This is a genomic window from Pseudomonas sp. NY15435 (assembly GCF_048068295.1).
Lineage (GTDB): Bacteria > Pseudomonadota > Gammaproteobacteria > Pseudomonadales > Pseudomonadaceae > Pseudomonas.
This window is the reverse complement of record NZ_JBLUQA010000014.1, coordinates 25,714-46,895: the sequence shown is the minus strand read 5'-3', so window position 1 is coordinate 46,895 and position 21,182 is coordinate 25,714. Positions and strand designations below refer to the sequence as shown.

The 21,182-nt window shown below is 66.0% G+C and carries 19 protein-coding genes; 9 read left to right on the top strand and 10 right to left on the bottom strand.

The annotated features are described in order from the left end of the window. Window positions 1–15 precede the first annotated feature (15 nt). From ACNFH5_RS26240 to ACNFH5_RS26225, 4 genes are all read left to right on the top strand, one after another. Window positions 16–954, top strand: coding sequence for a class I SAM-dependent methyltransferase (locus tag ACNFH5_RS26240; protein WP_416751144.1), 939 nt, complete (start codon window positions 16–18; stop codon window positions 952–954). A gap of 217 nt (window positions 955–1,171) precedes the next feature. Continuing rightward, complete coding sequence (locus tag ACNFH5_RS26235) at window positions 1,172–2,821, top strand: VRR-NUC domain-containing protein (RefSeq protein WP_416751142.1); 1,650 nt, start codon at window positions 1,172–1,174, stop codon at window positions 2,819–2,821. Next, on the top strand, window positions 2,818–5,133 hold the full coding sequence (locus tag ACNFH5_RS26230; RefSeq protein ID WP_416751140.1) for an ATP-dependent DNA helicase: 2,316 nt from the start codon (window positions 2,818–2,820) through the stop codon (window positions 5,131–5,133). Before ACNFH5_RS26235 ends, ACNFH5_RS26230 begins: the two co-directional genes overlap by 4 nt. Window positions 5,134–5,357: 224 nt before the next feature. Continuing rightward, on the top strand, window positions 5,358–5,954 hold the full coding sequence (locus ACNFH5_RS26225; protein ID WP_416751138.1) for a GNAT family N-acetyltransferase: 597 nt from the start codon (window positions 5,358–5,360) through the stop codon (window positions 5,952–5,954). A gap of 17 nt (window positions 5,955–5,971) precedes the next feature. Here ACNFH5_RS26225 and ACNFH5_RS26220 read toward each other — a convergent pair whose 3' ends face one another. The 9 genes from ACNFH5_RS26220 to ACNFH5_RS26180 form a co-directional block, all read right to left on the bottom strand. Continuing rightward, the gene (locus ACNFH5_RS26220; protein WP_416751135.1) at window positions 5,972–7,474 is read right to left on the bottom strand and encodes an aldehyde dehydrogenase family protein; all 1,503 of its coding nucleotides are present in this window, start codon (window positions 7,472–7,474) and stop codon (window positions 5,972–5,974) included. Next, entirely contained in the window at window positions 7,471–8,523 is a 1,053-nt protein-coding gene (locus ACNFH5_RS26215) for an aminoglycoside phosphotransferase family protein (protein WP_416751133.1), read from the bottom strand. Before ACNFH5_RS26215 ends, ACNFH5_RS26220 begins: the two co-directional genes overlap by 4 nt. Window positions 8,524–8,527: 4 nt before the next feature. Continuing rightward, a complete protein-coding gene (locus ACNFH5_RS26210; RefSeq protein WP_017519228.1) occupies window positions 8,528–8,872 on the bottom strand; it encodes a cupin domain-containing protein in 345 nt (114 codons plus the stop codon). Between the two features lie 137 nt (window positions 8,873–9,009). Then, complete coding sequence (locus ACNFH5_RS26205) at window positions 9,010–9,390, bottom strand: cupin domain-containing protein (RefSeq protein ID WP_416751131.1); 381 nt, start codon at window positions 9,388–9,390, stop codon at window positions 9,010–9,012. Further along, window positions 9,383–10,687 carry a nucleotide disphospho-sugar-binding domain-containing protein gene (locus ACNFH5_RS26200; protein WP_416751129.1) on the bottom strand — a complete coding sequence of 435 codons (1,305 nt, stop codon included), beginning with the start codon at window positions 10,685–10,687 and terminating at the stop codon, window positions 9,383–9,385. Before ACNFH5_RS26200 ends, ACNFH5_RS26205 begins: the two co-directional genes overlap by 8 nt. A gap of 33 nt (window positions 10,688–10,720) precedes the next feature. Further along, window positions 10,721–11,800: an ABC transporter ATP-binding protein gene (locus ACNFH5_RS26195; RefSeq protein WP_416751127.1), complete on the bottom strand. Its 1,080-nt coding sequence runs from the start codon at window positions 11,798–11,800 to the stop codon at window positions 10,721–10,723. Further along, window positions 11,793–12,596, bottom strand: a complete 804-nt coding sequence (locus ACNFH5_RS26190) for an ABC transporter permease (RefSeq protein ID WP_416751124.1) — start codon at window positions 12,594–12,596, stop codon at window positions 11,793–11,795. Before ACNFH5_RS26190 ends, ACNFH5_RS26195 begins: the two co-directional genes overlap by 8 nt. Further along, window positions 12,589–13,461: an ABC transporter permease gene (locus ACNFH5_RS26185; protein ID WP_084357710.1), complete on the bottom strand. Its 873-nt coding sequence runs from the start codon at window positions 13,459–13,461 to the stop codon at window positions 12,589–12,591. The genes ACNFH5_RS26190 and ACNFH5_RS26185 overlap by 8 nt, the downstream gene beginning before the upstream one ends. Before the next feature lie 89 nt (window positions 13,462–13,550). Then, window positions 13,551–14,600 (bottom strand): polyamine ABC transporter substrate-binding protein, encoded by a 1,050-nt coding sequence (locus ACNFH5_RS26180; protein WP_017519222.1) that lies wholly within the window; start codon window positions 14,598–14,600, stop codon window positions 13,551–13,553. 212 nt (window positions 14,601–14,812) lie between these two features. On the opposite strand from ACNFH5_RS26180, the gene ACNFH5_RS26175 reads away from it, so the two are divergent. From ACNFH5_RS26175 to ACNFH5_RS26155, 5 genes are all read left to right on the top strand, one after another. Continuing rightward, entirely contained in the window at window positions 14,813–15,745 is a 933-nt protein-coding gene (locus ACNFH5_RS26175; protein ID WP_416751121.1) for an FCD domain-containing protein, read from the top strand. Between the two features lie 86 nt (window positions 15,746–15,831). After that, window positions 15,832–17,118: a glycosyltransferase gene (locus tag ACNFH5_RS26170; RefSeq protein ID WP_416751119.1), complete on the top strand. Its 1,287-nt coding sequence runs from the start codon at window positions 15,832–15,834 to the stop codon at window positions 17,116–17,118. Window positions 17,119–17,212: 94 nt separating this feature from the next. Next, complete coding sequence (locus tag ACNFH5_RS26165) at window positions 17,213–17,752, top strand: GNAT family N-acetyltransferase (protein WP_416751117.1); 540 nt, start codon at window positions 17,213–17,215, stop codon at window positions 17,750–17,752. Between the two features lie 104 nt (window positions 17,753–17,856). Then, window positions 17,857–19,242 (top strand): NAD(P)/FAD-dependent oxidoreductase, encoded by a 1,386-nt coding sequence (locus ACNFH5_RS26160; RefSeq protein ID WP_416751115.1) that lies wholly within the window; start codon window positions 17,857–17,859, stop codon window positions 19,240–19,242. A gap of 18 nt (window positions 19,243–19,260) precedes the next feature. Beyond that, window positions 19,261–19,605 carry a cupin domain-containing protein gene (locus tag ACNFH5_RS26155; protein ID WP_416751113.1) on the top strand — a complete coding sequence of 115 codons (345 nt, stop codon included), beginning with the start codon at window positions 19,261–19,263 and terminating at the stop codon, window positions 19,603–19,605. Here ACNFH5_RS26155 and ACNFH5_RS26150 read toward each other — a convergent pair. Beyond that, window positions 19,595–21,079, bottom strand: coding sequence for a PucR family transcriptional regulator (locus ACNFH5_RS26150; RefSeq protein ID WP_416751111.1), 1,485 nt, complete (start codon window positions 21,077–21,079; stop codon window positions 19,595–19,597). The two genes, ACNFH5_RS26155 and ACNFH5_RS26150, sit on opposite strands and share 11 nt — an antisense overlap. Between the last annotated feature and the right edge of the window lie 103 nt (window positions 21,080–21,182).

The following is a 21,182-nucleotide window of genomic DNA, read 5'->3' as shown; positions in this document are numbered from 1 at the left end:
AGAAAGACCGGAAAGATGAACACCGACGCCATCGCCACCCTGCGAGAGCAACTGCTCACCGCCCTGAACCCCGTCCCCGCGGAAACCCGCCGCCTGTTCCATGGCCGCGGCCGCCGCTGGCCGGGGCTGGAGCAGGTCACCGCCGACTGGCTGGAAGGCGTGCTGCTGGTGTCGCTGTTCCGTGAGCCTGAAGCGGAGGAGCTGGCGGCCCTCAGGACGATGCTGAGCGACCTGGCTGACAGCGAGGTATGGCGTGCCAGCGGCGCCCGCAGCCTGATGCTGCAGCACCGCTACACCCTGGAAAGCACCATGGAAGTGCTTGCTGGCGAGACCTTCGACGGCTGGCAGATCAGCGAACACGGCCTGCGCTACCAGCTCGACCTGGGCCGCAAGCAGAACAACGGCCTGTTCCTCGACATGCGTTACGGCCGCCAGTGGGTGCAGGCCAACTCCGCAGGCCTGCGCGTGCTCAACCTGTTCGCCTACACCTGCGGCTTCTCCGTGGCAGCGATCGCCGGCGGTGCGCAGAAGGTGGTCAACCTCGACATGGCCCGCGCGGCGCTCAGCCGTGGCCGCGATAACCACCGCCTGAACGGCCACGACCTGTCGAGGGTGAGCTTCCTCGACCACGACCTGTTCAAGTCCTGGGGCAAGGTGAAGAAGTCCGGCCCCTACGACCTGATCATCATCGACCCGCCGAGCTTCCAGAAAGGCAGCTTCGTCCTCGACAAGGACTACGCCCGCGTCCTGCGCCGCCTGCCGGAGCTGCTGGATGGCGCAGGCACCGTACTGGCCTGCGTAAACGACCCGGCCGTCGGCATGGACTTCCTCCTCCAGGGCATGGCCGCCGAGGCGCCGCCGCTGCGCTTCATCGAACGCCTGGAAAACCCACCGGAATTCGCCGACATCGAGGAAGACAGCGGCCTGAAGGCACTGGTGTTTCGCCTCGACTGATCCGCCGGCCAGGCACGGCCCTTGTAGGAGCGAGCTTGCTCGCGAATCCCGCTTCACGCCGGGCCAACCGGTGCAATGCGTTCGCGAGCAAGCTCGCTCCTACAGCCATCCTGAAAACCCAGCGCAAGGCATCTCCCGATGAAAGGCCGCACTAACCCTTGCGGCCAAGCCACCATCACGCCATCCTTGGCACTGTATGTAAAACCAGTGCCTACCGATGTCCGCGCCGCTCGATCCCAGCCTTTACTACCTGACCAACTTCCACCGCGCCCTCGACTGGATCGACGAGCGCTACGCCGACCTGCTCGACGCCGAGGAAGCCCGGTTCATCGCGGACTTCCGCGCGCTGCCGCTGCCTTCGCGGGCGCTGCTGGTGCGGCTGGTCATGCGCAAGGGGCCGCACTTTCGCGCGGGCAAGCTGAGCTATGTCGAAATCGGCGACATTCCCAGCGCCGCCGCGCCGCTATTGGAACTGGGCTGGCTGGACGACGACTACCCGCTGACACTGGAAGAGCTGCTCCCTTTGCTGCTCAAGGACGAACTGCTCGCGCGCTTTCGCGATGACCTGCCGCGCGGTTCGCTGAAAAAGGCTGAACTCTACGAGTACCTGCACGCCTATCACGGGCAGGTGCTGCCGTTCGAAGGCTGGAACCCGCAGCTCGACCCACTCTACACCCTGATGGTGACGCCGCTGTGCGACCGCCTGCGCCTGCTGTTCTTCGGCAACCTGCAGCAGGACTGGTCGGAGTTCGTCCTCGCCGACCTAGGCATCTTCCGCTACGAAACCGTCCCCATCACCGCCGACTCCCGCGCCTTTCGCTGTCGCGACGATCTGGAAGCCTACATCCACCTGTGGAACAGTGCCGTCCGCTTCGAAACAGGCGAGCCCATCGCCGAGCTATTGTCGGAATTGGGCGACTTCCACAGCGATAACACCTACCTGCAAGCCCGCCACGGCCGTCTGCTGTACCGCATGGCCCACCAACTGGAGCGCGAAGGCGAGCTGGACGCCGCGCTGGCGCTCTATCAGCGCACCACCGCCAGTGGCTCGCGGCAGCGGCAGATTCGCGTGCTGGAACGCCTGCAGCGCTTCGAAGATGCCCACGCCCTGGTACAGACCGCACTGGCCGCGCCGGAAAGCGACGGCGAGCTGCAACTGGTGGAGCGTGCGCTGACGCGGCTGGAACGCCAGCTCGGCCTTCCGAACGGAAAAGTGGTCAAGCCCGTACCGCCGCTGCGTATCGACGTGGAACTGCCGCGCCCCGACGTCAACGTCGAATTCGCCGTGCAATCCGTGCTCCACGAGGAAGAAGCGCCCGTGCACTACGTGGAAAATGCGCTGATCTGCAGCCTGTTCGGCCTGCTCTGCTGGGACGTGATCTTCGCCCCGCTGCCGGGCGCCTTCTTCCACCCTTTCCAGGCCGGCCCGAGCGATCTGAACCGTGGCGATTTCGTCAGCCGCCGCGCCGAAGGCTTTGCCGCGCGCCTGGCACTGCTGGACAGCGACGCCTACCTCGCCGCGATCCGTGAAACCTACGTCGCCAAGTCCGGCATCCTCTCCCCCTTTGTGCACTGGGAGCTGCTCGACGAAAACCTGCTGCAGCAAGCCCTGCACTGCCTGCCGGCGGCGCACCTGAAGCTGTGGTTCGAGCGCCTGCTGGCCGACCCGAGGGCCAACCGCGCCGGCATGCCTGACCTGATCCAGTTCTGGCCCGGCGAGGCGCGCTACCGGATGATCGAAGTGAAAGGCCCCGGCGACCGTCTGCAGGATAACCAGAAGCGCTGGCTGGCCTTCTGCGCCGAGCACGGTATGCCGGTGGAAGTCTGCTACGTGCGCTGGCAGGGCGAGGCGAACGAAAGCGAATGAGCTACGCCATCGCCGTGCGCGCGCTGTGCGAATTCACCGCCAAGGAAGGTGACCTCGACCTGCGCTTCACCCCCGCCCCAACCGCCCAGGAAGGCATGGCCGGGCACGCCACGGTGGTCTCCCGCCGGGGGCTGGGCTACATCGCCGAGCTGCCGTTGCGCGGCGAGTACCCGGGCCTGGTGGTCAGCGGCCGCGCCGACGGCTACGACCCGACCGCCAACCTGCTGGAAGAGATCAAGACCCACCGCGGCGACGTTGCGCGCATCCCCCAGAACCACCGGCTGCTGCACTGGGCACAGGTGAAGGTCTACGGCTGGCTGCTGTGCCAGACGCTGGAAATCGACGCCATCGATCTGGCCGTCGTCTACTTCAACGTCATCACCCAGAAGGAAACCGAGTTCCGCGAGCGCTTCGCCGCCGTCGACCTGCGTGCCTTCTTCGATCTGCAATGCCAACGCTTCGTGCAGTGGGCCGAACAGGAAAGCGCCCATCGCGTCGAGCGCGACCAGGGCCTGGAGGCGCTGCGCTTCCCGTACGCCGACTTCCGCCAGGGCCAGCGCATGCTCGCCGAGTCCGTCTACCGCGCCGCTCGCGACGGCCAGACGCTGATGGCGCAGGCCACCACAGGGATCGGCAAAACCCTCGGCACGCTGTTTCCGCAGCTCAAGGCCTTCCCCGGGCAGAAGCTCGACCGACTGTTCTTTCTCACCGCCAAGACTCCCGGCCGGCGCCTGGCTCTCGACGCCCTGGCAACCCTGCGCCAACAGGACGCTGCCCAGCCGCTGCGGGTGCTGGAACACGTCGCCCGCGACAAGGCCTGCGAGCATCCGGACAAATCCTGCCACGGCGACTCCTGCCCGCTGGCCAAGGGGTTCTACGACCGCCTGCCCGCCGCCCGCGAGGCCGCGCTCAAGCAGCGCTGGCTGACCCAGGAGGCGGTGCGCAACGTGGCGCTGGAGCACCAGGTGTGCCCCTACTACCTGAGCCAGGAACTGTGCCGCTGGGCCGACGTGGTGGTGGGTGACTACAACTACTACTTCGACATGACCGCCCTGCTCTACGGCCTTACCGTGCTCAACGACTGGAAGGTCACCCTGCTGGTGGACGAGGCGCACAACCTGATCGAGCGCGGCCGCGGCATGTACAGCGCCGAGCTGGACCAGAGTGAGTTCAACGCGCTGCGCAAGGTCGCCCCGGCCGGGCTCAAAGGCGTGCTGGAGCGCGTCGGCCGGCATTGGAACCAGATGCACCGCGACCAGGAGGTCGACTACCAGATCTACCCGGCGGTACCGGACCTGTTCATCGCCATGTTGCAGAAGGCCGTCAGCGCCATCACCGACCACCTCACCGACCAGCCCACCGGCAACGAGGCCGAACTGCTGCGCTTCTACCTCGATGCTATGTTGTTCTGCCGGCTGGCCGAAGCCTACGGGCCGCACTCGCTGTTCGACATCACCCGCCACGACGGCAGCGGTCAGCGCACACTCTCCACCCTGTGCCTGCGCAACGTGGTGCCAGCGCCCTTCCTCGCCGAACGCTTCAAAGTGGCCCACAGCACCACGCTGTTCTCCGCCACGCTGAACCCGGCCAATTACTACGCCGATCTGCTCGGTCTGCCGGAAGACACCACCTGGCGCGAGGTGGAATCGCCCTTCCGCGCCGAGCAACTGGAAGTCCACGCGTTGGGCAACCTTTCGACCCGCTACCAGCACCGCGAGGCCAGCCTGACGCCGATCAGCACCCTGATGGCCCGCCAGTTCCGCGCCCGCCCCGGCAACTACCTGGCGTTCTTCAGCAGCTACGCCTACCTGCAACAGGCACTGGACCGCTTCGCCACGGAACACCCGGATATCCCGCGCTGGGTGCAGTCGCGCAGCATGAACGAGATCGAACGCCAGGCCTTCCTCGACCGCTTCACCACGCACTCGCAAGGCATCGGTTTCGCCGTGCTCGGCGGCGCGTTCGGCGAGGGCATCGACCTGCCGGGCGATCGCCTGATAGGCGCCTTCATCGCCACGCTGGGCTTGCCGCAGGTGAACGAGGTCAACGAGGAGATCAAGCAGCGCATGCAGGGCATGTTCGGTGACGGGTATGACTACACCTACCTGTTCCCCGGCCTGCAGAAGGTCGTCCAGGCGGCCGGGCGGGTGATCCGCACGCCGACAGACTCGGGAGTGATCTACCTGCTGGATGACCGCTTCAATCAACCGGCGGTGAGGCGGTTGCTGCCGAGCTGGTGGAAGACGCAACGACTGAAGTTCGTCGCCGATCCAGCGCAACCCAAGGAGCCGCAGGGGTTCCTGTTGTTGTAGTGCCTCGCGCCGACGGCCCCGCTTCGCGCTTGGCCTTGTGCCATGCAGTTCGCGAGCAAGCTCGCTCCTCCAAGGACCGCGCAGGACTCCAGCCTGTAGGAGCGAGCTTGCTCGCGAACCCAACCAGCGCCAGCCTTGCCGACTGATCGCGAGCAAGCTCGCTCCTACGAAAAGCGCTCGGCATCCGGTAGGCTCTGGGTTCGTTCCAAGCAGAGCCCCGAAACATGCCCAACCTCACCTGCCCCCACCTGACCGGCGATCACGTCGAACTCATTCAATTGCGCGCAGAACAAGCCGACGCCCTGTTGGCCGCCGCTGCCGATGGAGAGCTGTGGAACCTCAAGGTCACGGTGGTTCCAGGGCCGGATACCGTCGCTGGCTACATCGCCAAGGCCGAGAAAGGCTTGGAAGAAGGCAGCGTGCTGCCCTTCGCCATCCTCGATCGGCGCACTGGGAAGATCGTCGGCAGCACCCGTTTCTGGAAGGTTGACCGCGCCAACCGCAAGCTGGAGATCGGCCATACCTGGCTCGCCCTGTCAGCGCAGCGCACGCCGATCAACACCGAGGCCAAGCTCCTGCTGCTCACCTACGCCTTCGAGGAACTCGACTGCGTGCGCGTGCAGTTCACCACCGACGAGCTGAACGAGAAATCCCGCGCCGCCATCCTGCGCCTGGGCGCCGTGCAGGAAGGCATCGTCCGCCATGAACGCATCATGCCCGACGGACGCAAGCGCAACTCGGTGCGCTTCAGCATCATCGACAGCGAGTGGCCCGAGGTGAAGGCGCGGCTGCTGGAAAGGCTCGGCCGCGCCACGGCCTGATCTCATTGAGGATCAGATCAGCCCTGGTAGAACACTTCGTCGCTATAGGGATACCACCAGGAATGAATCTGCGGCTGGTGGTCGATGATCACCATCTTCGACCGGCGGAACGCGTCCAGCCCCTGGCGACCGAGCTCGCGGCCCATGCCGGACATCTTCCAGCCACCGAACGGCAGCGCATCGTTATCGATCAGCGGGTTGTTCACCCAGACCATGCCCGCTTCCAGGCGGTCCGCCGCTTCCATGGCCTCGGCCAGGTCGGTGGAGAACAGCGAGGCGCCCAGGCCGAAGGGTGAATCGTTGGCCAGGCGCACGGCCTCGTCGAAATCCTTCACCTTGCAGATTGCCGCCACCGGACCGAAGCACTCCTCGTGGAAGATCGCCATGGCCGGAGTGACGTCAGTGAGGATGGTCGGCTCGTAGTACCAGCCCACCGGGAACTGTTCCGGGACGCGTCCGCCGCAGACCAGCGTGGCGCCCTTGGCGATGGCGTCGTCCACCAGGCGGATAACCTTGGCGCGGGCTGCCTCGCTGACCATCGGGCCGATCTCGGAGCGCTCCAGCCCGTGGCCGATGCGCAGCGCGCGGGTGCGCTCGGCGAAGCGGGCGACGAACTCGTCATGCACCTCATCGACCACATAGAAACGCTCCGCCGAGGTGCAGATCTGCCCACTCAGGTGGAAGGCGGCGGTCACTGCGCCAGCCGCCGCGACTTCCAGCGGCGCATGACGGGAGATGATCATCGGGTCGCTGCCGCCGGCCTCGATCACCGCCGGTTTCATCCGCTCGGCACAGGCCACCGCCACCGCCTTGCCGGCAGCCACGCTGCCGGTGAAGGCCACGGCGTGGGTGCGCTCGGACTGCACCAGGCGCTGCGCGGTGCTGGCATCGCCAGGCACACAGCTGATCATCCCCGCCGGCAGTACCTTGAAGTGCTCCATGAATTTCAGCGTGCACAGCGTGGTGCTTTCCGCCGGCTTGACGATGCAGGCATTGCCCGCCGCCAGCGAGGCAGCCAAGGTCCAGCACATCAGCAGGATGGGGAAGTTGAACGGCATGATGTGCACGCTCACCCCATAGGGCTCGTAGCGCACATGCTGGAACGAGCCGAGCTGCGTGGTGCCGGCCACCTTGCCGGCCTCGTCGCGCGCCATCTCGGCGTAGTAGCGGAAGATCGGCGCGCAGTTGGCCAGCTCGCCCATGGCCTCGGGGAATGGCTTGCCCATTTCCAGGGTCATCAACCGCGCCACTTCGCGCTGGGTGGCCTGGTCGGTCTCGATGGCATTCGCCAGCTGATGCAGGATCGCCGCACGGGATTTCGCGTCCACGCGTTTCCACTCGCGCTGGGCGGCATTGGCCGCGTCGATGGCAGCGTCTACGTCCTGCGCATCGCACAGGGCAATGCGACCGACCTGGATGAGGTCGGCGGGGTTGATGATGTCGCGCACGCGCTGCGTCGCCACGCCCTGGTAATGCGGGCCGATGAAACGCAGGGGCAGATCAACGTGGAAGTCGGTCATGGAATGCTCCGCAGGGATTCGGATGAGGCCAGGCGCTGGGCGATCACGTCGCTCTCCAGCGGCTGGCGCCAGTTCGGCAGATGGGAATCGAGCAGCGCCGCCAGCGGACGCAGGTGCTCGTTGTCGAGCGCGCGCTGGAACAGGCGCAGCACACGCGGCAGGTGTTTGAGGTAACCGTGCTTGCCATCGCGTTTGGCCAGGCGCACGAAGATGCCCAGCACCTTGGCGTGGCGCTGCGCGGCGAGCACCTGGAAATCCGTCATGAAGCGCCGGCCGTCCACTTCCGGGCGCTGGCTGAGGTAATGGGTGAGCAGGGTCACGCGCAGGGTTTCGGGGATGTCGCGGCGCGCGTCTTCGAGCAGCGACATGAGGTCGTAGGCCGGTGCGCCGAACAGCGCGTCCTGGAAGTCCAGCAGCCCGCACGCCGCCACGCCCGCCCTACCCTCCAGCAGCATCAGGTTGTCGACATGGTAGTCACGCAGCACCAGCACCTCGCGGCGCAGGGACACGTCACGCCAGAGCGCGGCGAATTCCGTCAGATAGCGCTCGCGAAGTTGCGCAGCGGCTTTCTCGCCGACCAGCAGCGGCGCATACCAGTCGATGAACAGCACCGCCTCCTCAGCCAGCTTCTGCCCGTCGTAGGCCGGTACGCCCTCGGCTGCTTGTGGGCCGGCGCGATGCAGGCGCACCAGGGCATCCACAGCGAGACGGTACAACTCCGTCTCGTTGTGGCCGGCAGCGAACAGCCGGGTGTAGGTGGCGTCGCCAAAGTCCTCGATCAGCGCCAGGCCCAGTTCACGGTCGGCGGCCAGCACGCCGGGCGCCGACAGCCCGCAGTCGCGCAGCAGTTGCGCCACCCGCAGGTAGGGTGCCAGCGGCTCGGCGCCGGGTGGCGAGTCCATCAGCAGCAGGCCCCTGCCGTCGACGCGGAAGTAGCGCCGCGCCGAGGCATCCGCCGGCAGCGCGGTGATGGCCGCGCCGGCCAGGCCGCTGCTCGCCAGGAAAGTCTCGCGGGCGGCGGTACGGGTGGTTTCGCAAGGCAGGTTCATGGCATCACCGGATCATGTAGACCTTCTTGATGGTCTCGTGCACGGTGCACACGCCCTTCCAGTCCTTTGGGAAGAAGGCCGCGGTGTCCGGCTCGATCTCGATCACCTCGCCGGACTCGTGCACGTAGGTGCAGCGGCCTTCGAGGAAGTGGCAGAACTCGTCGCTGGTCACGTGGCAGAACCACTTGCCCGGCGTGCAGTGCCAGATGCCGCATTCGGACTGGCCTTCGGGCCCCTTGTGCAGGACCACGCCGCTGACATGGGACTCGCCCTCGAGCATGGTCGGGATTACGCCCCAGTCCTTGAGTTCGGTGACTTGCAGCGGGCGATGGATAACGGGGGTCTTCATGTCTTTCTCCAGCAATGGCCACCCACTCGGGCGGCCGGATAAGGCATAGGGCGAATAACCGCTTGCGGCTATCCGCCGATGGGTTCGGCGCAGGATCGACGGCAGATAACGCTTGGGGCGTTATGCGCCCTACGAAATCACGCCAGCATGTAGAGATTGCGCAACGTGGTGTGCACGGTGCATTCGCCGGTCCAGCCGGCCGGGAACAGCACCAGGGTGTCGGGCTCGACCTCGATCACTTCGCCCTCGTCGGAGCGATAGGTGGCGCGCCCGGAAACGAAGTGGCAGAGCTCGTCACGTGGAATCGACAGCCGCCAACGGCCGGGGGTGCAGACCCACAGGCCGGTTTCCGGGCTGTTGTTCGGGCCCTTGAACAGCAGGCGGCCGCTGGAGTGCGAGACGCCCTCCAGCGCGTCGGACTGCACGCCCCAGTCCACCAGGTCGTCATAGTCGCGGGCACCGCGGATGTACGGTGCGCTGGCGGCGCCATTAAAGAAGGGGCTCTTGCACTCAGGCATGGTTCACCGCCTTGCCCTGGGCGAGCTGGTCGAGGATACGCGCGGCGTCTTCCGGGCCCTTGCGCGAACGCATGTAGTCACTGGTGCGCGCGAGGCGCCCCTTCATCAGTTCGTCGCCCAGCAACTGGGCGATATTGCGCGCCAGGTCTTCCTCGCTCCAGTCGTAGCGGTCCATGCGCAGGCCGTGGCCACTTTCCTGGGCACGCATGGCATTGTCGTGGCCGTCCCAGACGTAGGGCATGACGATGGCCGGCTTACCGAAGAACAGGCACTCGGTGAAGCTGTTGTTGCCGCCGTGGTGGATTACCCCGTCGACCTGGGCGATCACCGAGGGCTGCGGGTACCAGTTGGAGACGATCACATTGTCCGGCAGGTCGGTGTACTTCTCCACGTGCTCGCCGACGTTGAACAGCGCGCGGTACGGCAACTTGCCGATGGTGGTGACCAGACGCTTGAGCAGGTCGACATCGCCCGAACCCAGGCTCCCGAAGCTGACATAGAGCAGCGGCTTGTCGTTGTGCGCCTTGAACTGTGGGATCTCGTAGGGCTTGTCGGTGCGAACGCAGCCCTGCAGGTAGTGGAACTGCCGCGCCGGCAACGGATGGCGGCGCTGGAACTTCACCGGGTCCGGGTACAACAGCAGGTTCATGTAGGGCGATTCTTCGAAGAAGGTGCCCAGCGGATACGGACGCTCGCCACACTCGGCGAGGAAGTCGTTGAAGTCGGCATGGATCGGCGCGATCACTTCTTCGAAGCGTTTCTGGAAGCGCGCGTGACCGTCCTTGTCCTCCACGCTCATCCCCGACAGATACGGCGGGATGTCCGGGTCATGCACTTCGTTTTCCGAGCAGGAGATGATCCGCACCCACGGCTTGCCGTAATGCTTGATGGCCGGGAAGAGGATCACGTTGTCCACGCAGATCAGGTCCGGCTTGATCCGGTCGAGGATCGCCGGCAACTCCTTCTGCGCCCACTTGGAGGTGGAGACGATGGCCTCCCAGCACTCCTTCACGTAGTTGTCGAGCTGGTCGATCGGGGCCTTGCGGAAGTTGGGGATGTGGCCGTTGATGAAGTCGGTCCAGTAGCGCGCCATCTCTTCCGCCGGCATCGGCTCGGACATGTTCACGTAGTGCTCCTCGAAGCCGTAGGCCGAGTACACCCCGGTCATCCCCGGATCGGTGAGGAACACCGCCTTGTGCCCCAGCGCCTCGCAGGCCTGGGCGATGCCTACCGAATTGAGGGCCGGGCCGTAGGCGGCCTCGGGGAAGAAGGCGATGACCTTGCGTTCACTACTCATGGTGCTCTCCTGTAAGTCTTGTTCTTGAAGCAATCAGTGAGTCAGCACGCGGCCGTGCCGCGCATCCCAGCCCAGGCGCACCGGCATGCCGGCGGCAAGGCGCAAGAAGTCGTAGTCCGAAGACGGCACGCGGACGATCAGCGGCTTGCTGGAGAGCGCCGTGTTCACGTGCAGGTTGGTGTCCAGGCCGTGGTAGGCGACCTCCGCCACCTCGCCATGGATCTGGTTGTCGGTGGCCGGCGTGGCATCGGTGAGCACGCGCAGACGTTCCGGGCGCAGCGCCAGGGTCACGCTCTCGGGGCTCGACTCGGCGGTGGTCTCGATGTTCAGCACCTGGTCGCCGGCCTGCAGGCGATTGGTGCCCACGCGCCGCCCCTCGATCAGGTTGCTGACGCCGATGAAGTCGGCGACGAAGCGACTGCCCGGGTTCTCGTAGAGTTCGCTGGGGCTGCCGCACTGGCAGACCTTGCCGTCACGCAGCACGGCCATGCGGTCGGACATGACCAGGGCTTCTTCCTGGTCGTGGGTGACCATGATGAAAGTGATGCCGCTCTCGTGCTGCAGACGCTTGAGTTCCAGCTGCATCTTCTCGCGCAGCTTCTTGTCCAGCGCACCGAGGGGTTCGTCCAGCAGCAGCACGCGCGGGCGCTTGACCAGTGCGCGGGCCAGGGCGACGCGCTGGCGCTGGCCACCGGAAAGCTGGTCCGGGCGACGGTTGGCGAGCGGGCCAAGCTGCGCGGTTTCCAGCACCGCGTCGACGCGCTGGCGAATCTCGCCGGCGGGCAGCTTCTCCATCTCCAGGCCATAGGCGATGTTGCTGCGCACGGTCATGTTGGGGAACAGCGCGTAGGACTGGAACATCAGGTTCAGCGGCCGCTTGTTCGGCGGCAGCGGCGAGATGTCCTGGCCGTTGAGATAGATGGCGCCGGAGCTGGGCGTCTCGAAGCCGGCGATCATCCGCATCAGCGTGGTCTTGCCGCAGCCGGACGGGCCGAGCAGCGCGAAGAACTCGTTCTCGCGGATCGCCAGGGACACCTGGTCCACCGCCGTCAGGCCCTCGCCATAGGATTTGCTGACCTGGTCCAGCACCAGCAGGTCGGAAGACTTAGTCATGGGCTTTGGGCACCTTGTTCAGACGTTGGGAGGCGAACAGCGCGGTGAAGCTGACCAGCATCACCAGGGTGGCGAGGGCGTTGATTTCCGGGGTCACGCCGAAGCGGATCATCGAGTAGATCTGCATCGGCAGCGTGGTGGAGGCGCTGCCGGAACCGGAGTTGAAGAAGGCGATGATGAATTCGTCCACCGACAGGGTGAACGCCAGCAGCCCGCCGGCCAGCACGCCGGGGAAGATCGCTGGCAACAGCACACGGCGCGCGGTGGTGAACCAGCCGGCGCCCAGGTCGATGCTGGCTTCGAGGATCGAGTAGTCGAAGTGCTTGAGCCGCGTGCGCACCACCGCGCAGACGAAGGCAATGTTGAATACCACGTGGCTGAGGATGATCGAGTGCAGCCCCAGGCTCATCTTCAGCAGGTTGAAGAAGCTCAGCAGCGCGATGGCCAGGACGATATCGGGGATGATCATCGGCGCCATCAGCAGGGTGTCGGCGATGTTGCTGCCTTTCCTGCCGCTGCTGCGGGCGCGCATTTCCACGCCCAGCGCAAGCAAGGTGCCGAGCACGCAGGCGATGAAGGTGGAGGTCAGTGCGACGATCAGCGTGTTCAGCGCCGCGTGCTGGATCGACGCGTTGGCCAGCAGCTTGGCGTACCACTTCAGCGACGCGCCGCCCCATGCGGTGGGCAGGCCGCTGGCATTGAACGACAGCAGGATCAGCACCAGGATCGGCACATAGAGGAAGGCGTACACCAGCCACAGGTGTGTGCCGAGGGCGATGCCGGATGAGTTACGCATGGCGTTCGCCCTCCGCGCCCTGGGCCCGGCGCGAGACCATGGCCTGGATGAACAGCAACAGCAGCATGATGCCGATCAGGAAGAAGCTCAGCGCCGCACCGAAAGGCCAGTCCCGCGCGGTGAGGAATTGCGCGTAGATCAGGTTGCCGACCATCTGCACCTGCTTGCCACCCAGCAGGTCGGCGGTAATGAAGTTGCCGATGGAGAGCACGAAGACGAATACCGCGCCGGCGGCCACGCCCGGCACCGACAGCGGCAGGATCACCCGGCGGAAGGTGGTCCAGCCGGAGGCGCCGAGGTCTCGCGAGGCTTCCCAGAGCTCATTGTCGATGCGCGACAGCGAGCTGTAGATGGCGAGGATGACGAAGGGGATGTAGTTGTAGACCAGCCCGAGCACCACGGTGGCGTCGGTGTAGAGCAGGCTGATCGGCTCGCCGCTGTAGCCCAGCAGGCTGAACAGTCGGTTGAGCAGGCCTTCGCGGTTGAGCAGCACGATCCAGGCGTAGGTGCGGATCAGGTAGTTGCTCCAGAACGGCAGCATCACCAGGAACAGGTACACCGCCTGCCGGCGCGGCGTGGTGCGGGTGATGGCGTAGGCCGCCGGGTAGCCGATGATCACCGCGAACAACATGGCCAGGCCGGCGATCTTCGCCGAGCGCAGGAGGATGTCGAGGTACAGCGGGTCCACCGCGCGGCGGTAGTTTTCCCAGGTGAACACATAGTCGATGCCGCCGTAGGCACCGCGCTCGAGGAAGCTGTAGACGAGCACCAGCAGGCACGGCAGCAGCAGGAACAGGGCCAGCCAGCCCAGACCGGGCGCGAGCAGCCAGGCCGACAATTTGCGGTCGGCGGATAAAGCGGTCATGCGTAGTTCCCCCAACCCCACGCCAGGCGGGGTGCTTCAGGGTTATTCCGGAGAGAATTGCGGGGCGCCAGTGCGACGCCCCATCGGCCTTACTGGGCGGCCATGATTTCCGTTACGGCGCGGGTGTACGCCTTCTGCGTCGAGCCACCCACATCACGCAACTGCTGTTGCTTGACCAGTTCGGCCGGCGTGGTGGTGAGGTTCGGGTACTTGGCCAGCAGGTCCGGCTTCAGGGTCGCCATCGCCGCCTGGTTGGGTACCTTGTAGAGGATGTTTTCCGCGACCCAGGCGTGGTTCGCCGGCTCCAGCATGTAGTTGATGAAGCGGTAGGCGGCGTCCGGGTTCTTCGAGCTTTTCAGCACGACCATGGTGTCCACCCACAGGTCGGAGCCCTCTTTGGGCACGACGAACTTGATCGACTCGTTGGCCTGGGTGCCGTAGTTGCACCAGCCGTCCCAGGCGTGGGCCATCAGCGCCTCGCCCGAAGCCAGCTTGGAGTAGAAGGTGGTGTCGTCAAAGGACAGCAGGCGTTTCTTGGTGGCGATCAGTTGGTCGCGCACCGCGTTGATCTGGTCCGGGTTGCCGTCGTTCACCGACCAGCCATTGGCGAGGAAACCCGCGCCCAGCAGCCAGCGGTCGGTGGCCAGCATGGTGGTCTTGCCTTTGAGAGCGTCGGAGGGCTTGAGCAGATCGCTCCAGCTCGAAGGTGCCGGGCTGACCTTGTCCGAGCGGTAGCAGATGCCGGTGGTGCCCCAGGTGTAAGGCACGGAGAAGTGGTTGCCGACGTCGTACTCGAGCTTCTGCGCTTCAGGGTAGAGGTTCTTGAGATTCGGCACCTTCGCCGGATCGATCTCGGCGAGCAGGCCCTGCTTGTGCAGGATCTCCGCAAAGGGCGAGGACACGAACACCACGTCGTAGCCTTCACCACCGGAGGCCATGAGCTTGCCCATGATCTCTTCGTTGGTGGCGTGGAGGGATTTGTCGGCTTCGAGGCCAGTGGCCTTCTGGAATTTCTCCAGGTTATCCGGGGCCATGTAGCCGTCCCAGATGGAGATCACCAGATCCTTGGCACTGGCCGTGGTGGCGGACAGCGTGAGCGCGAGGGTCGCCCCTGCGTAGAGCATGGTCTTCAGCTTCATCTTGCGCACCTGACGATGGTTGTTTTTGTGTGTCGACGGCAGCGGAACGAAAAGCGTACTACATGTCTTTTTTTCAAAATAAAAACCGAACCGCTGGCGAAGTCAACAATTTCCTACAACCATTTCCATATTCTTGTTGGACCACCCCCGCTGTGGCATAAGGGGTCGCCCCGCGCCAACAAGCCTGCCGGGGCCCGCTGGAGAGAAGCCGCTTGAGCAAGGACACCGAGAAAAGACCACGCACCAACCACCTGGAACTGGCCCGGCGGATCATCGAGCACGCCCAGGACACTGGGCTGGGGGATGGCGACGGCCTGTCCGAGCAGCAATTGGCACGCACCTTTGGCGTATCGCGCACGCTGATCCGCGCCGGCCTGGACCTGCTGCTGGAGCAGCAACTGGTGGCCCACGAGCCGGGCAAGGGCTATCGGCTTTCGGCAGACCCTTCTGCCCAGGTGCTGGGCCCCGCCCTGCCCCAGGCCGAGGAGGAAGCCCTCGCCGCCTCGGTCCTGCGCGACCGCATGGCCGGCCGCCTCGGCAACAGCCTGAGCGCCAGCGAACTGATGCGCCGCTATGACATCAACCGAGTCGCCGCACAAAAGGTGCTGGCCCAGCTCAGCGAAGACCAGGTGCTGGAACGCGGCGCCGGGCAGAGCTGGTCGTTCCGCCCGCTGCTGAACAACCTCGCGGCGCTGGAAGACAGCCTGCGCTACCGCCTGATCCTCGAACCCGAAGCTTTGCTTGCCCCCGGCTTCGACCCGGACCTGGCGCGCCTCGCCCTGCTGCGTGGCGCCATGGAAGAGCTGCTCGGCGCGCCCATCGAGCGCTTCGACGTGGCGCAATTCCGCGAACTGGATATCGGCTTCCACGAGCTGATCGCCCAGGGTTGCGGCAACCGCTTCGTTGGCGACTCGCTGCTGCAGCACCAGCGTCTGCGCCGCCTGCCCAACCTGCTGCCGATGGTCAGCGTGCACCGCCTGCAGGAAGCCCTGCGCGAGCACCTGCGGATCATCGAGCAGATCGAGCGCGGCCAGCTGGAAATCGCCGCGGACCTGATGCGCCTGCACCTGCGGCTGTCCTTCGCGCAGCGCCCGCAGACCGCCAACCGCGGGATTCCGCAGTCATTTGCCGGGGCACGCCGCTAAGTATTTTTCACTCATGGTGTTTTTTTTAACGAAAAAATGCAGTATCAGTTTCACGCAGTGCCCGTGAGCAACACCCGGATGTGCCCATGACGCAAAGAACAAGAACCATCGCCTTCTTCCCCGAAGCCAGCTTCGGCGCCGCGCTGAACTGCATTGGCATCGCCCAGGCCCTGCGCGAGCTCGGCGCGCGCCCGGTGTTCATCTGCCACGCGCATTTCCAGGGCATCTTCGCCGAGTACGGTTTCGCCGAGTACCCACTGCAGCTGGACTCGCCGCTCTCCGCCGCCGACCACCAGCACTACTGGGAGCGCTTCATCGAGCGCAACGTCCCCTACTTCGACCAGCCGCCCCTGGCGCAGATCGACAGCTATGTGGCGCCGGCCTGGGAAGCCATCATCGACACCGCCATCGAGTCGGAGAAGCCGCTGCAGCAGTTGCTCGCCCGGCTGAAGCCCGACGCCATCGTGCTGGACAACGTGGTCAGTTTCCCGGCCATCTCGGCCGCCGGCTGTCCCTGGGTGCGCATGGTCTCGTGCGCGGAAACCGAGTTGCCCGACGCCGCCGTGCCGCCCTACCTGTCCGGCGCCAGCAGCAGCGATGCAACGGCCTGCGCGACGTATCGCGAGCACTACCTGCAAGCAACGAAAGCGGCCCACGAGCGCTTCGCCCGCTTCCTCGCGGAGTGCGGCCACCCCGCCCTGCCCGCCGGCCAGTTCCTCGAGGATTCGCCCTGGCTCAATCTGCTGCTGTCGCCGACACCGGTGCGCTATGAGCGCGAAAAACCGCTGCCGGCCGAGCGCTATCTGTACCTCGACGGCTGCGTGCGCAGCGAGGCGCCGTACATCCCGCCGCAATTTCCCCGGCATGACGACGCGCCGCTGATCTACGTGAGCTTCGGCAGCCTGGGCGCCGCCGACGTAGCGATGATGCGCCGGCTGATCGACGCCGTGGCGCAACTGCCTTACCGCTTCCTGATCAACGTCGGCGCCTACCGCGAGCACTACGACACGGTGCCGGACAACGTCTACCTCGACAGCTGGTACCCGCAGCCTGCGGTACTGCGCGAGTGTCAGTTGTTCATCCACCATGGCGGCAACAACAGCTTCTGCGAGGCGCTGTATTTCGGCCTGCCGTCGGTGATCATTCCCTACTGCTGGGACGGCCACGACAACGCCCGGCGCGCCGAGGAAGTCGGCGTCGCGCGCTACCTGCCGCGCTTCGAGAATCCGCTCGTGGCGCTGCCCGGCGCGCTGGCCGAACTGCTCGCGGACACTGCCATGCAGCAACGACTGACCGCCGTGCGCGAACAGATGCAGGCCTCGCGCGGCACCGACGCTGCGGCGCGGGCGATCCTGGAAATCTGCGCCGACTGACACGCACACTGGCACCCTCGAAGACCTTGCGATTGGCACTCTGCTACAGGCCAATCCACACGTAAGCTGGGCTCCCATTATCCCGGAGCCCGGCATGACCACCTTCAATGACCAGCCGACCCTGCTCGGCGACACCCTGCACCTGCGTCCGTTACGCGCAGAGGATTTCGACGCTCTCTACGCTGCCGCCAACTCAGCGGAAACCTGGGCCGGCCACCCGGCCACCGAGCGCTATCGCCGCGAGGTCTTCGAGCCCTACTTCCAGTTTCTGGTGCACGCCGGCGGCTGCCTGCTGGTCCTCGACCGGGCAAGCGGCGAAGCCATCGGCTGCTCGCGCTATTACCCGGTGCCGGACCAGCCAGACGACATCGGCATCGGCTTCACCTTCATCAACCACCGCTACTGGGGCGGCGCGACCAACCGCGAGCTGAAGTCGCTGATGCTCGGCCACGCCTTCGCGCAGTTCGAGCGCGTGTGGTTCCACATCGCGCCGAGCAACATCCGCTCGCAGAAAGGCACGGCGAAACTGGGCGCGGAGCTGGCCTACGAGGCGGTGCTGGACCTCTCCGGCACACCCGTCCAGTGGCTCTGTTATGAACTGCCACGGGACCGCTGGGCCAAGGGCGCGATTTGAGCATTTGTATGAAACGGCAGTGCTTGAACGTTAGGAATGGATGATAGGTACGCAGGCCCACTCCAGCGAGATTAGGGGGAAACAACAACCCACGGACTCTCGCCATGAAACGCTCGCTCTGGCTCCAGGAAATCGCCGACGAACTCACCCCTTCCGCACCGTTGCGCGAGCATCTCGATGCCGATGTCGCGATCATCGGCGGCGGCTTCGTCGGGCTGTGGACCGCCCTGCGCCTGCTCGAGCTGGACCCGACATGCCGCATCGTGATCCTCGAGCGGGACATCTGCGGCGGTGGCGCCTCCGGTCGCAACGGCGGCTTTGTCATGTCCTGGTGGCCGAAGATCAGCTCGCTGGTGGCGCAGTGCGGCCAGGAGGAAGCGCTACGCCTGGCTCGCGCTTCGGAGGCCAATATCGCGGAGATCGGCCAGTTCTGCGAAGAGCATGGCATCGATGCGCACTTTCGCCGTGGCGGGTGGCTGTGGACCGCCACCACCGCGGCCCAGCGCGGCTCCTGGAAAGGTGTGCAGCGCACCTGCGAGAGCCTCGGCGCCCAGGTGTTCCGCACCCTGCCGGACAACGAAGTCGAGCGCCGCGCCGGCTCGCGCCAACACCTGGAAGGTGTGATCGAGGACAGCAACGCCACCGTGCAACCCGCCCGCCTTGCCCGCGGTCTGCGCCGGGTCGCCCTGGAAAAGGGCGTGCGCATTTTCGAGAACACCCCTGTGGACGACATCCAGCGCAGCCAGCCGGCCGTGCTGCGCACTCCCGAAGGTTCGGTGACCGCGCCACGCGTCGTGCTCGCCACCAACGCCTGGGCCGCGCAGATCCCGGAACTGAGCCGCCTGGTCCTGCCGGTCACCAGCACCATAGTCGCGACCCGACCCATGCCCGAACGGCTGGAGCAGATCGGCTGGACCGGCGGCGAATCCATCACCGATTCGCAACTGATGGTGGACTTCTACCGCACCACCCAGGATGGCCGCATCGCTTTCGGCAAGGGCACCGGGATGATCAACTATGCGAGCCGGATTGATGACAGTTTCGACGACAACCCGCGCCTGACCGAGGAAACCGAGCAGGACTTCCGCCGCACCTATCCCAACCTCGCCGACGAGGCCATCACCCATGCCTGGTGCGGCCCGATCGACCGCACCTACGACAGCATGCCGGTGTTCGGCCACCTCGACGGCGCGCCCCACATCTTCTACGGCATCGGCTGGAGCGGCAACGGCGTCGGACCGACCCGCCTGGGCGCACGCATCCTTGCCAGCCTGGTGCTGGGGCGCAACGACGAATGGAGCCGCTGCGGCCTGGTCGGCCGGCAGCCCAAGCGCTTCCCGCCCGAGCCGGTGCGCTATGTCGGCGGCCTGATGGTGCGCGGCGCGGTACAGCGCAAGGAGCAGGCCGAGGCACAGAACCGCAAGCCGTCGTGGATCGACCTGCGACTGGCCAAGTTCGCCCCCGTGGGCCTGGAAGATAAGAGCGCCTGAGTGCGCGAGGAGAACGCCATGAACCAGCCGATCCACCTGCCCGACACTGCCCGCTTCGACCTCCCTGCCGCCGTGCCGGCCAAGGAGCCGGTCGGCTCGCCGATCGCCGAGGCGGCTACCCATGCCGCCGAAGGCCAGGGCGGCCTGCTCACCGGCGTGTGGGAGTGCACGCCGGGGCGGTTCCGCCGGCAGATCCTGCAGCGCGAGTTCAGCCATTTCATCAGCGGCCACGGCTTCTTCGTTCCCGATAGCGGCGAGCCGATCGAGCTGCGCGCCGGTGACGCCATCCTCTTTCCGGCAGACTGCCAGGGCACCTGGGACATCCGCGAAACCCTGCGCAAGAGCTTCGTGATCATCCCTTGAGGCCGGCACCGATCCCGGCGATCTGCGCCGCTCGAAGGGCAATCCAGAGCACCGCGACGTCCTCGGTGGAGTCCAGCGAGAGGCCGGTGATCTCCTCGATCCGGCGGATGCGATAGACCAGCGTCTGCCGGTGCACGCTGAGCCGCTCGGCAGTCTTCTGCCACGAGCGGTTCTGCTCCAGGAACACCAGCAGGGTGTGCTCCAGCTGGGCGCCGTGCTCGCCGTCATAGTCGGCCAGCGCTCCCAGCGCCCGGCGGTGCACCAGCACCGCTTCCTCCAGGCTGGAGGGCAGCCACAGCAGCTCGCCGGCGGAACGCGCATAGTGCGCCAGCGGGCAACTGGCCGAGGTGTGCGCCAGGGCCAGGCGCGCTTCACGCAGCGCCTCGCTGGTGCGCCCCGCGTGGCCCAGGGGGTCGGACAGCCCCAGCGGGCAATCCAGCGCCTGCTGTACCGTCTGCGCCGAATCGGCACTCGCCAGCAGCAGGATCAGTTCCTCGCCCTGGGCCCGCGCCAGCACCGCCACACCCTGCAGGTGCAGGCGTTGGCTCCAGCGCTCGGGTAGTTCCGCCTGGCAGCGGGCAATGCCGAACAGCGCCTTGCCCACCGGGAAGCCCATCGCGCTCAGGCGCTCGTGGGCAGGCCGCTCGCTCAGCCGCTGCCGCAGCAGATCATCCAGCAGCTCCCAGCCCTGACGCAGAAGCCGCTCCTGCTCGACCTGCTGGCGCTCCAACTCGATGCCCAGCACCGCCGTGACATGGTGCAGCAGGCCGTAGTCGAGCAGGCCGCCGCACGCCAGGACCTTGCACGCCGGAATCGATGGCAGCGCCATGGACAACGCTTCGCCCTCCTCGGAGGCATGCCGGGTCACTGTGGTTGCTGTGCCGCTGCGCCTGCCCAGGCGCTCGCGCCAGCCTGACGGCAAAGGCGCAAGACCCGGATGCCAGGGCTCCAGGGTCTGGGCGTCGAACAGATAGAGGCACGTGCGCAGATCCGCGGCCAGGCGTTGCAGGAGAAACTCCAGGCCGTTATTGCGCAAGCCCATGCGGGCACTCTCATAGATGCGCGTCACCGCGCCGCGGCGCTCCAGCTCCTCCTGCTTGCTGGTGTCGATGATCGCCCGCGCCACCGCCGAGAACGGCACCGACTTGTGGATCAGCAACAGAGGGAAGTCCAGGCGTTGCGCCGTGGCCAGCAGCGACTCGATGTTCCTGGGCGCCTGCATGTTCTCACCCAGCATGAGCCCGGCGACACGGGCCGCGGCCAACCGTTCGACATAGTCGCGCTGGGGCTCCGCACCCGCCGGGATGCCTATGCCGGTAGTCATCAGCAGCTCGCCCTCGCCCAGCCACTGCGCCGGGTCCGGCAACTCGCACGCATGCGCCCAGCGCAGTTTCCTGCTGGCATGGCTGGCGCCGGCCACCAGGCGGGTCGCCAGGGCGGGATCGTCAATGATGTCCTGTATGGAAATGGGCATGGGGTCTCCAACAGACGGTGGTTCTGCACACAGATCGCGGGCGCCGGGCAAGGATCACATCGGGCGCGCGAGCTGAAATCCGTACAAAGGTATGAACCACCCA

What these genes read in the sequence shown, in the direction of transcription:
- ACNFH5_RS26235 (WP_416751142.1), top strand. Translation starts at nt 1,172, where the DNA reads ATGTCCGCGCCGCTCGATCCCAGCCTTTACTACCTGACCAACTTCCAC.
- ACNFH5_RS26190 (WP_416751124.1), bottom strand. Translation starts at nt 12,596, where the DNA reads ATGCGTAACTCATCCGGCATCGCCCTCGGCACACACCTGTGGCTGGTG.
- ACNFH5_RS26170 (WP_416751119.1), top strand. Translation starts at nt 15,832, where the DNA reads ATGACGCAAAGAACAAGAACCATCGCCTTCTTCCCCGAAGCCAGCTTC.
- ACNFH5_RS26210 (WP_017519228.1), bottom strand. Translation starts at nt 8,872, where the DNA reads ATGAAGACCCCCGTTATCCATCGCCCGCTGCAAGTCACCGAACTCAAG.
- ACNFH5_RS26195 (WP_416751127.1), bottom strand. Translation starts at nt 11,800, where the DNA reads ATGACTAAGTCTTCCGACCTGCTGGTGCTGGACCAGGTCAGCAAATCC.
- ACNFH5_RS26220 (WP_416751135.1), bottom strand. Translation starts at nt 7,474, where the DNA reads ATGACCGACTTCCACGTTGATCTGCCCCTGCGTTTCATCGGCCCGCAT.
- ACNFH5_RS26150 (WP_416751111.1), bottom strand. Translation starts at nt 21,079, where the DNA reads ATGCCCATTTCCATACAGGACATCATTGACGATCCCGCCCTGGCGACC.
- ACNFH5_RS26165 (WP_416751117.1), top strand. Translation starts at nt 17,213, where the DNA reads ATGACCACCTTCAATGACCAGCCGACCCTGCTCGGCGACACCCTGCAC.
- ACNFH5_RS26215 (WP_416751133.1), bottom strand. Translation starts at nt 8,523, where the DNA reads ATGAACCTGCCTTGCGAAACCACCCGTACCGCCGCCCGCGAGACTTTC.
- ACNFH5_RS26225 (WP_416751138.1), top strand. Translation starts at nt 5,358, where the DNA reads ATGCCCAACCTCACCTGCCCCCACCTGACCGGCGATCACGTCGAACTC.
- ACNFH5_RS26155 (WP_416751113.1), top strand. Translation starts at nt 19,261, where the DNA reads ATGAACCAGCCGATCCACCTGCCCGACACTGCCCGCTTCGACCTCCCT.
- ACNFH5_RS26205 (WP_416751131.1), bottom strand. Translation starts at nt 9,390, where the DNA reads ATGCCTGAGTGCAAGAGCCCCTTCTTTAATGGCGCCGCCAGCGCACCG.
- ACNFH5_RS26180 (WP_017519222.1), bottom strand. Translation starts at nt 14,600, where the DNA reads ATGAAGCTGAAGACCATGCTCTACGCAGGGGCGACCCTCGCGCTCACG.
- ACNFH5_RS26185 (WP_084357710.1), bottom strand. Translation starts at nt 13,461, where the DNA reads ATGACCGCTTTATCCGCCGACCGCAAATTGTCGGCCTGGCTGCTCGCG.
- ACNFH5_RS26230 (WP_416751140.1), top strand. Translation starts at nt 2,818, where the DNA reads ATGAGCTACGCCATCGCCGTGCGCGCGCTGTGCGAATTCACCGCCAAG.
- ACNFH5_RS26200 (WP_416751129.1), bottom strand. Translation starts at nt 10,687, where the DNA reads ATGAGTAGTGAACGCAAGGTCATCGCCTTCTTCCCCGAGGCCGCCTAC.
- ACNFH5_RS26240 (WP_416751144.1), top strand. Translation starts at nt 16, where the DNA reads ATGAACACCGACGCCATCGCCACCCTGCGAGAGCAACTGCTCACCGCC.
- ACNFH5_RS26160 (WP_416751115.1), top strand. Translation starts at nt 17,857, where the DNA reads ATGAAACGCTCGCTCTGGCTCCAGGAAATCGCCGACGAACTCACCCCT.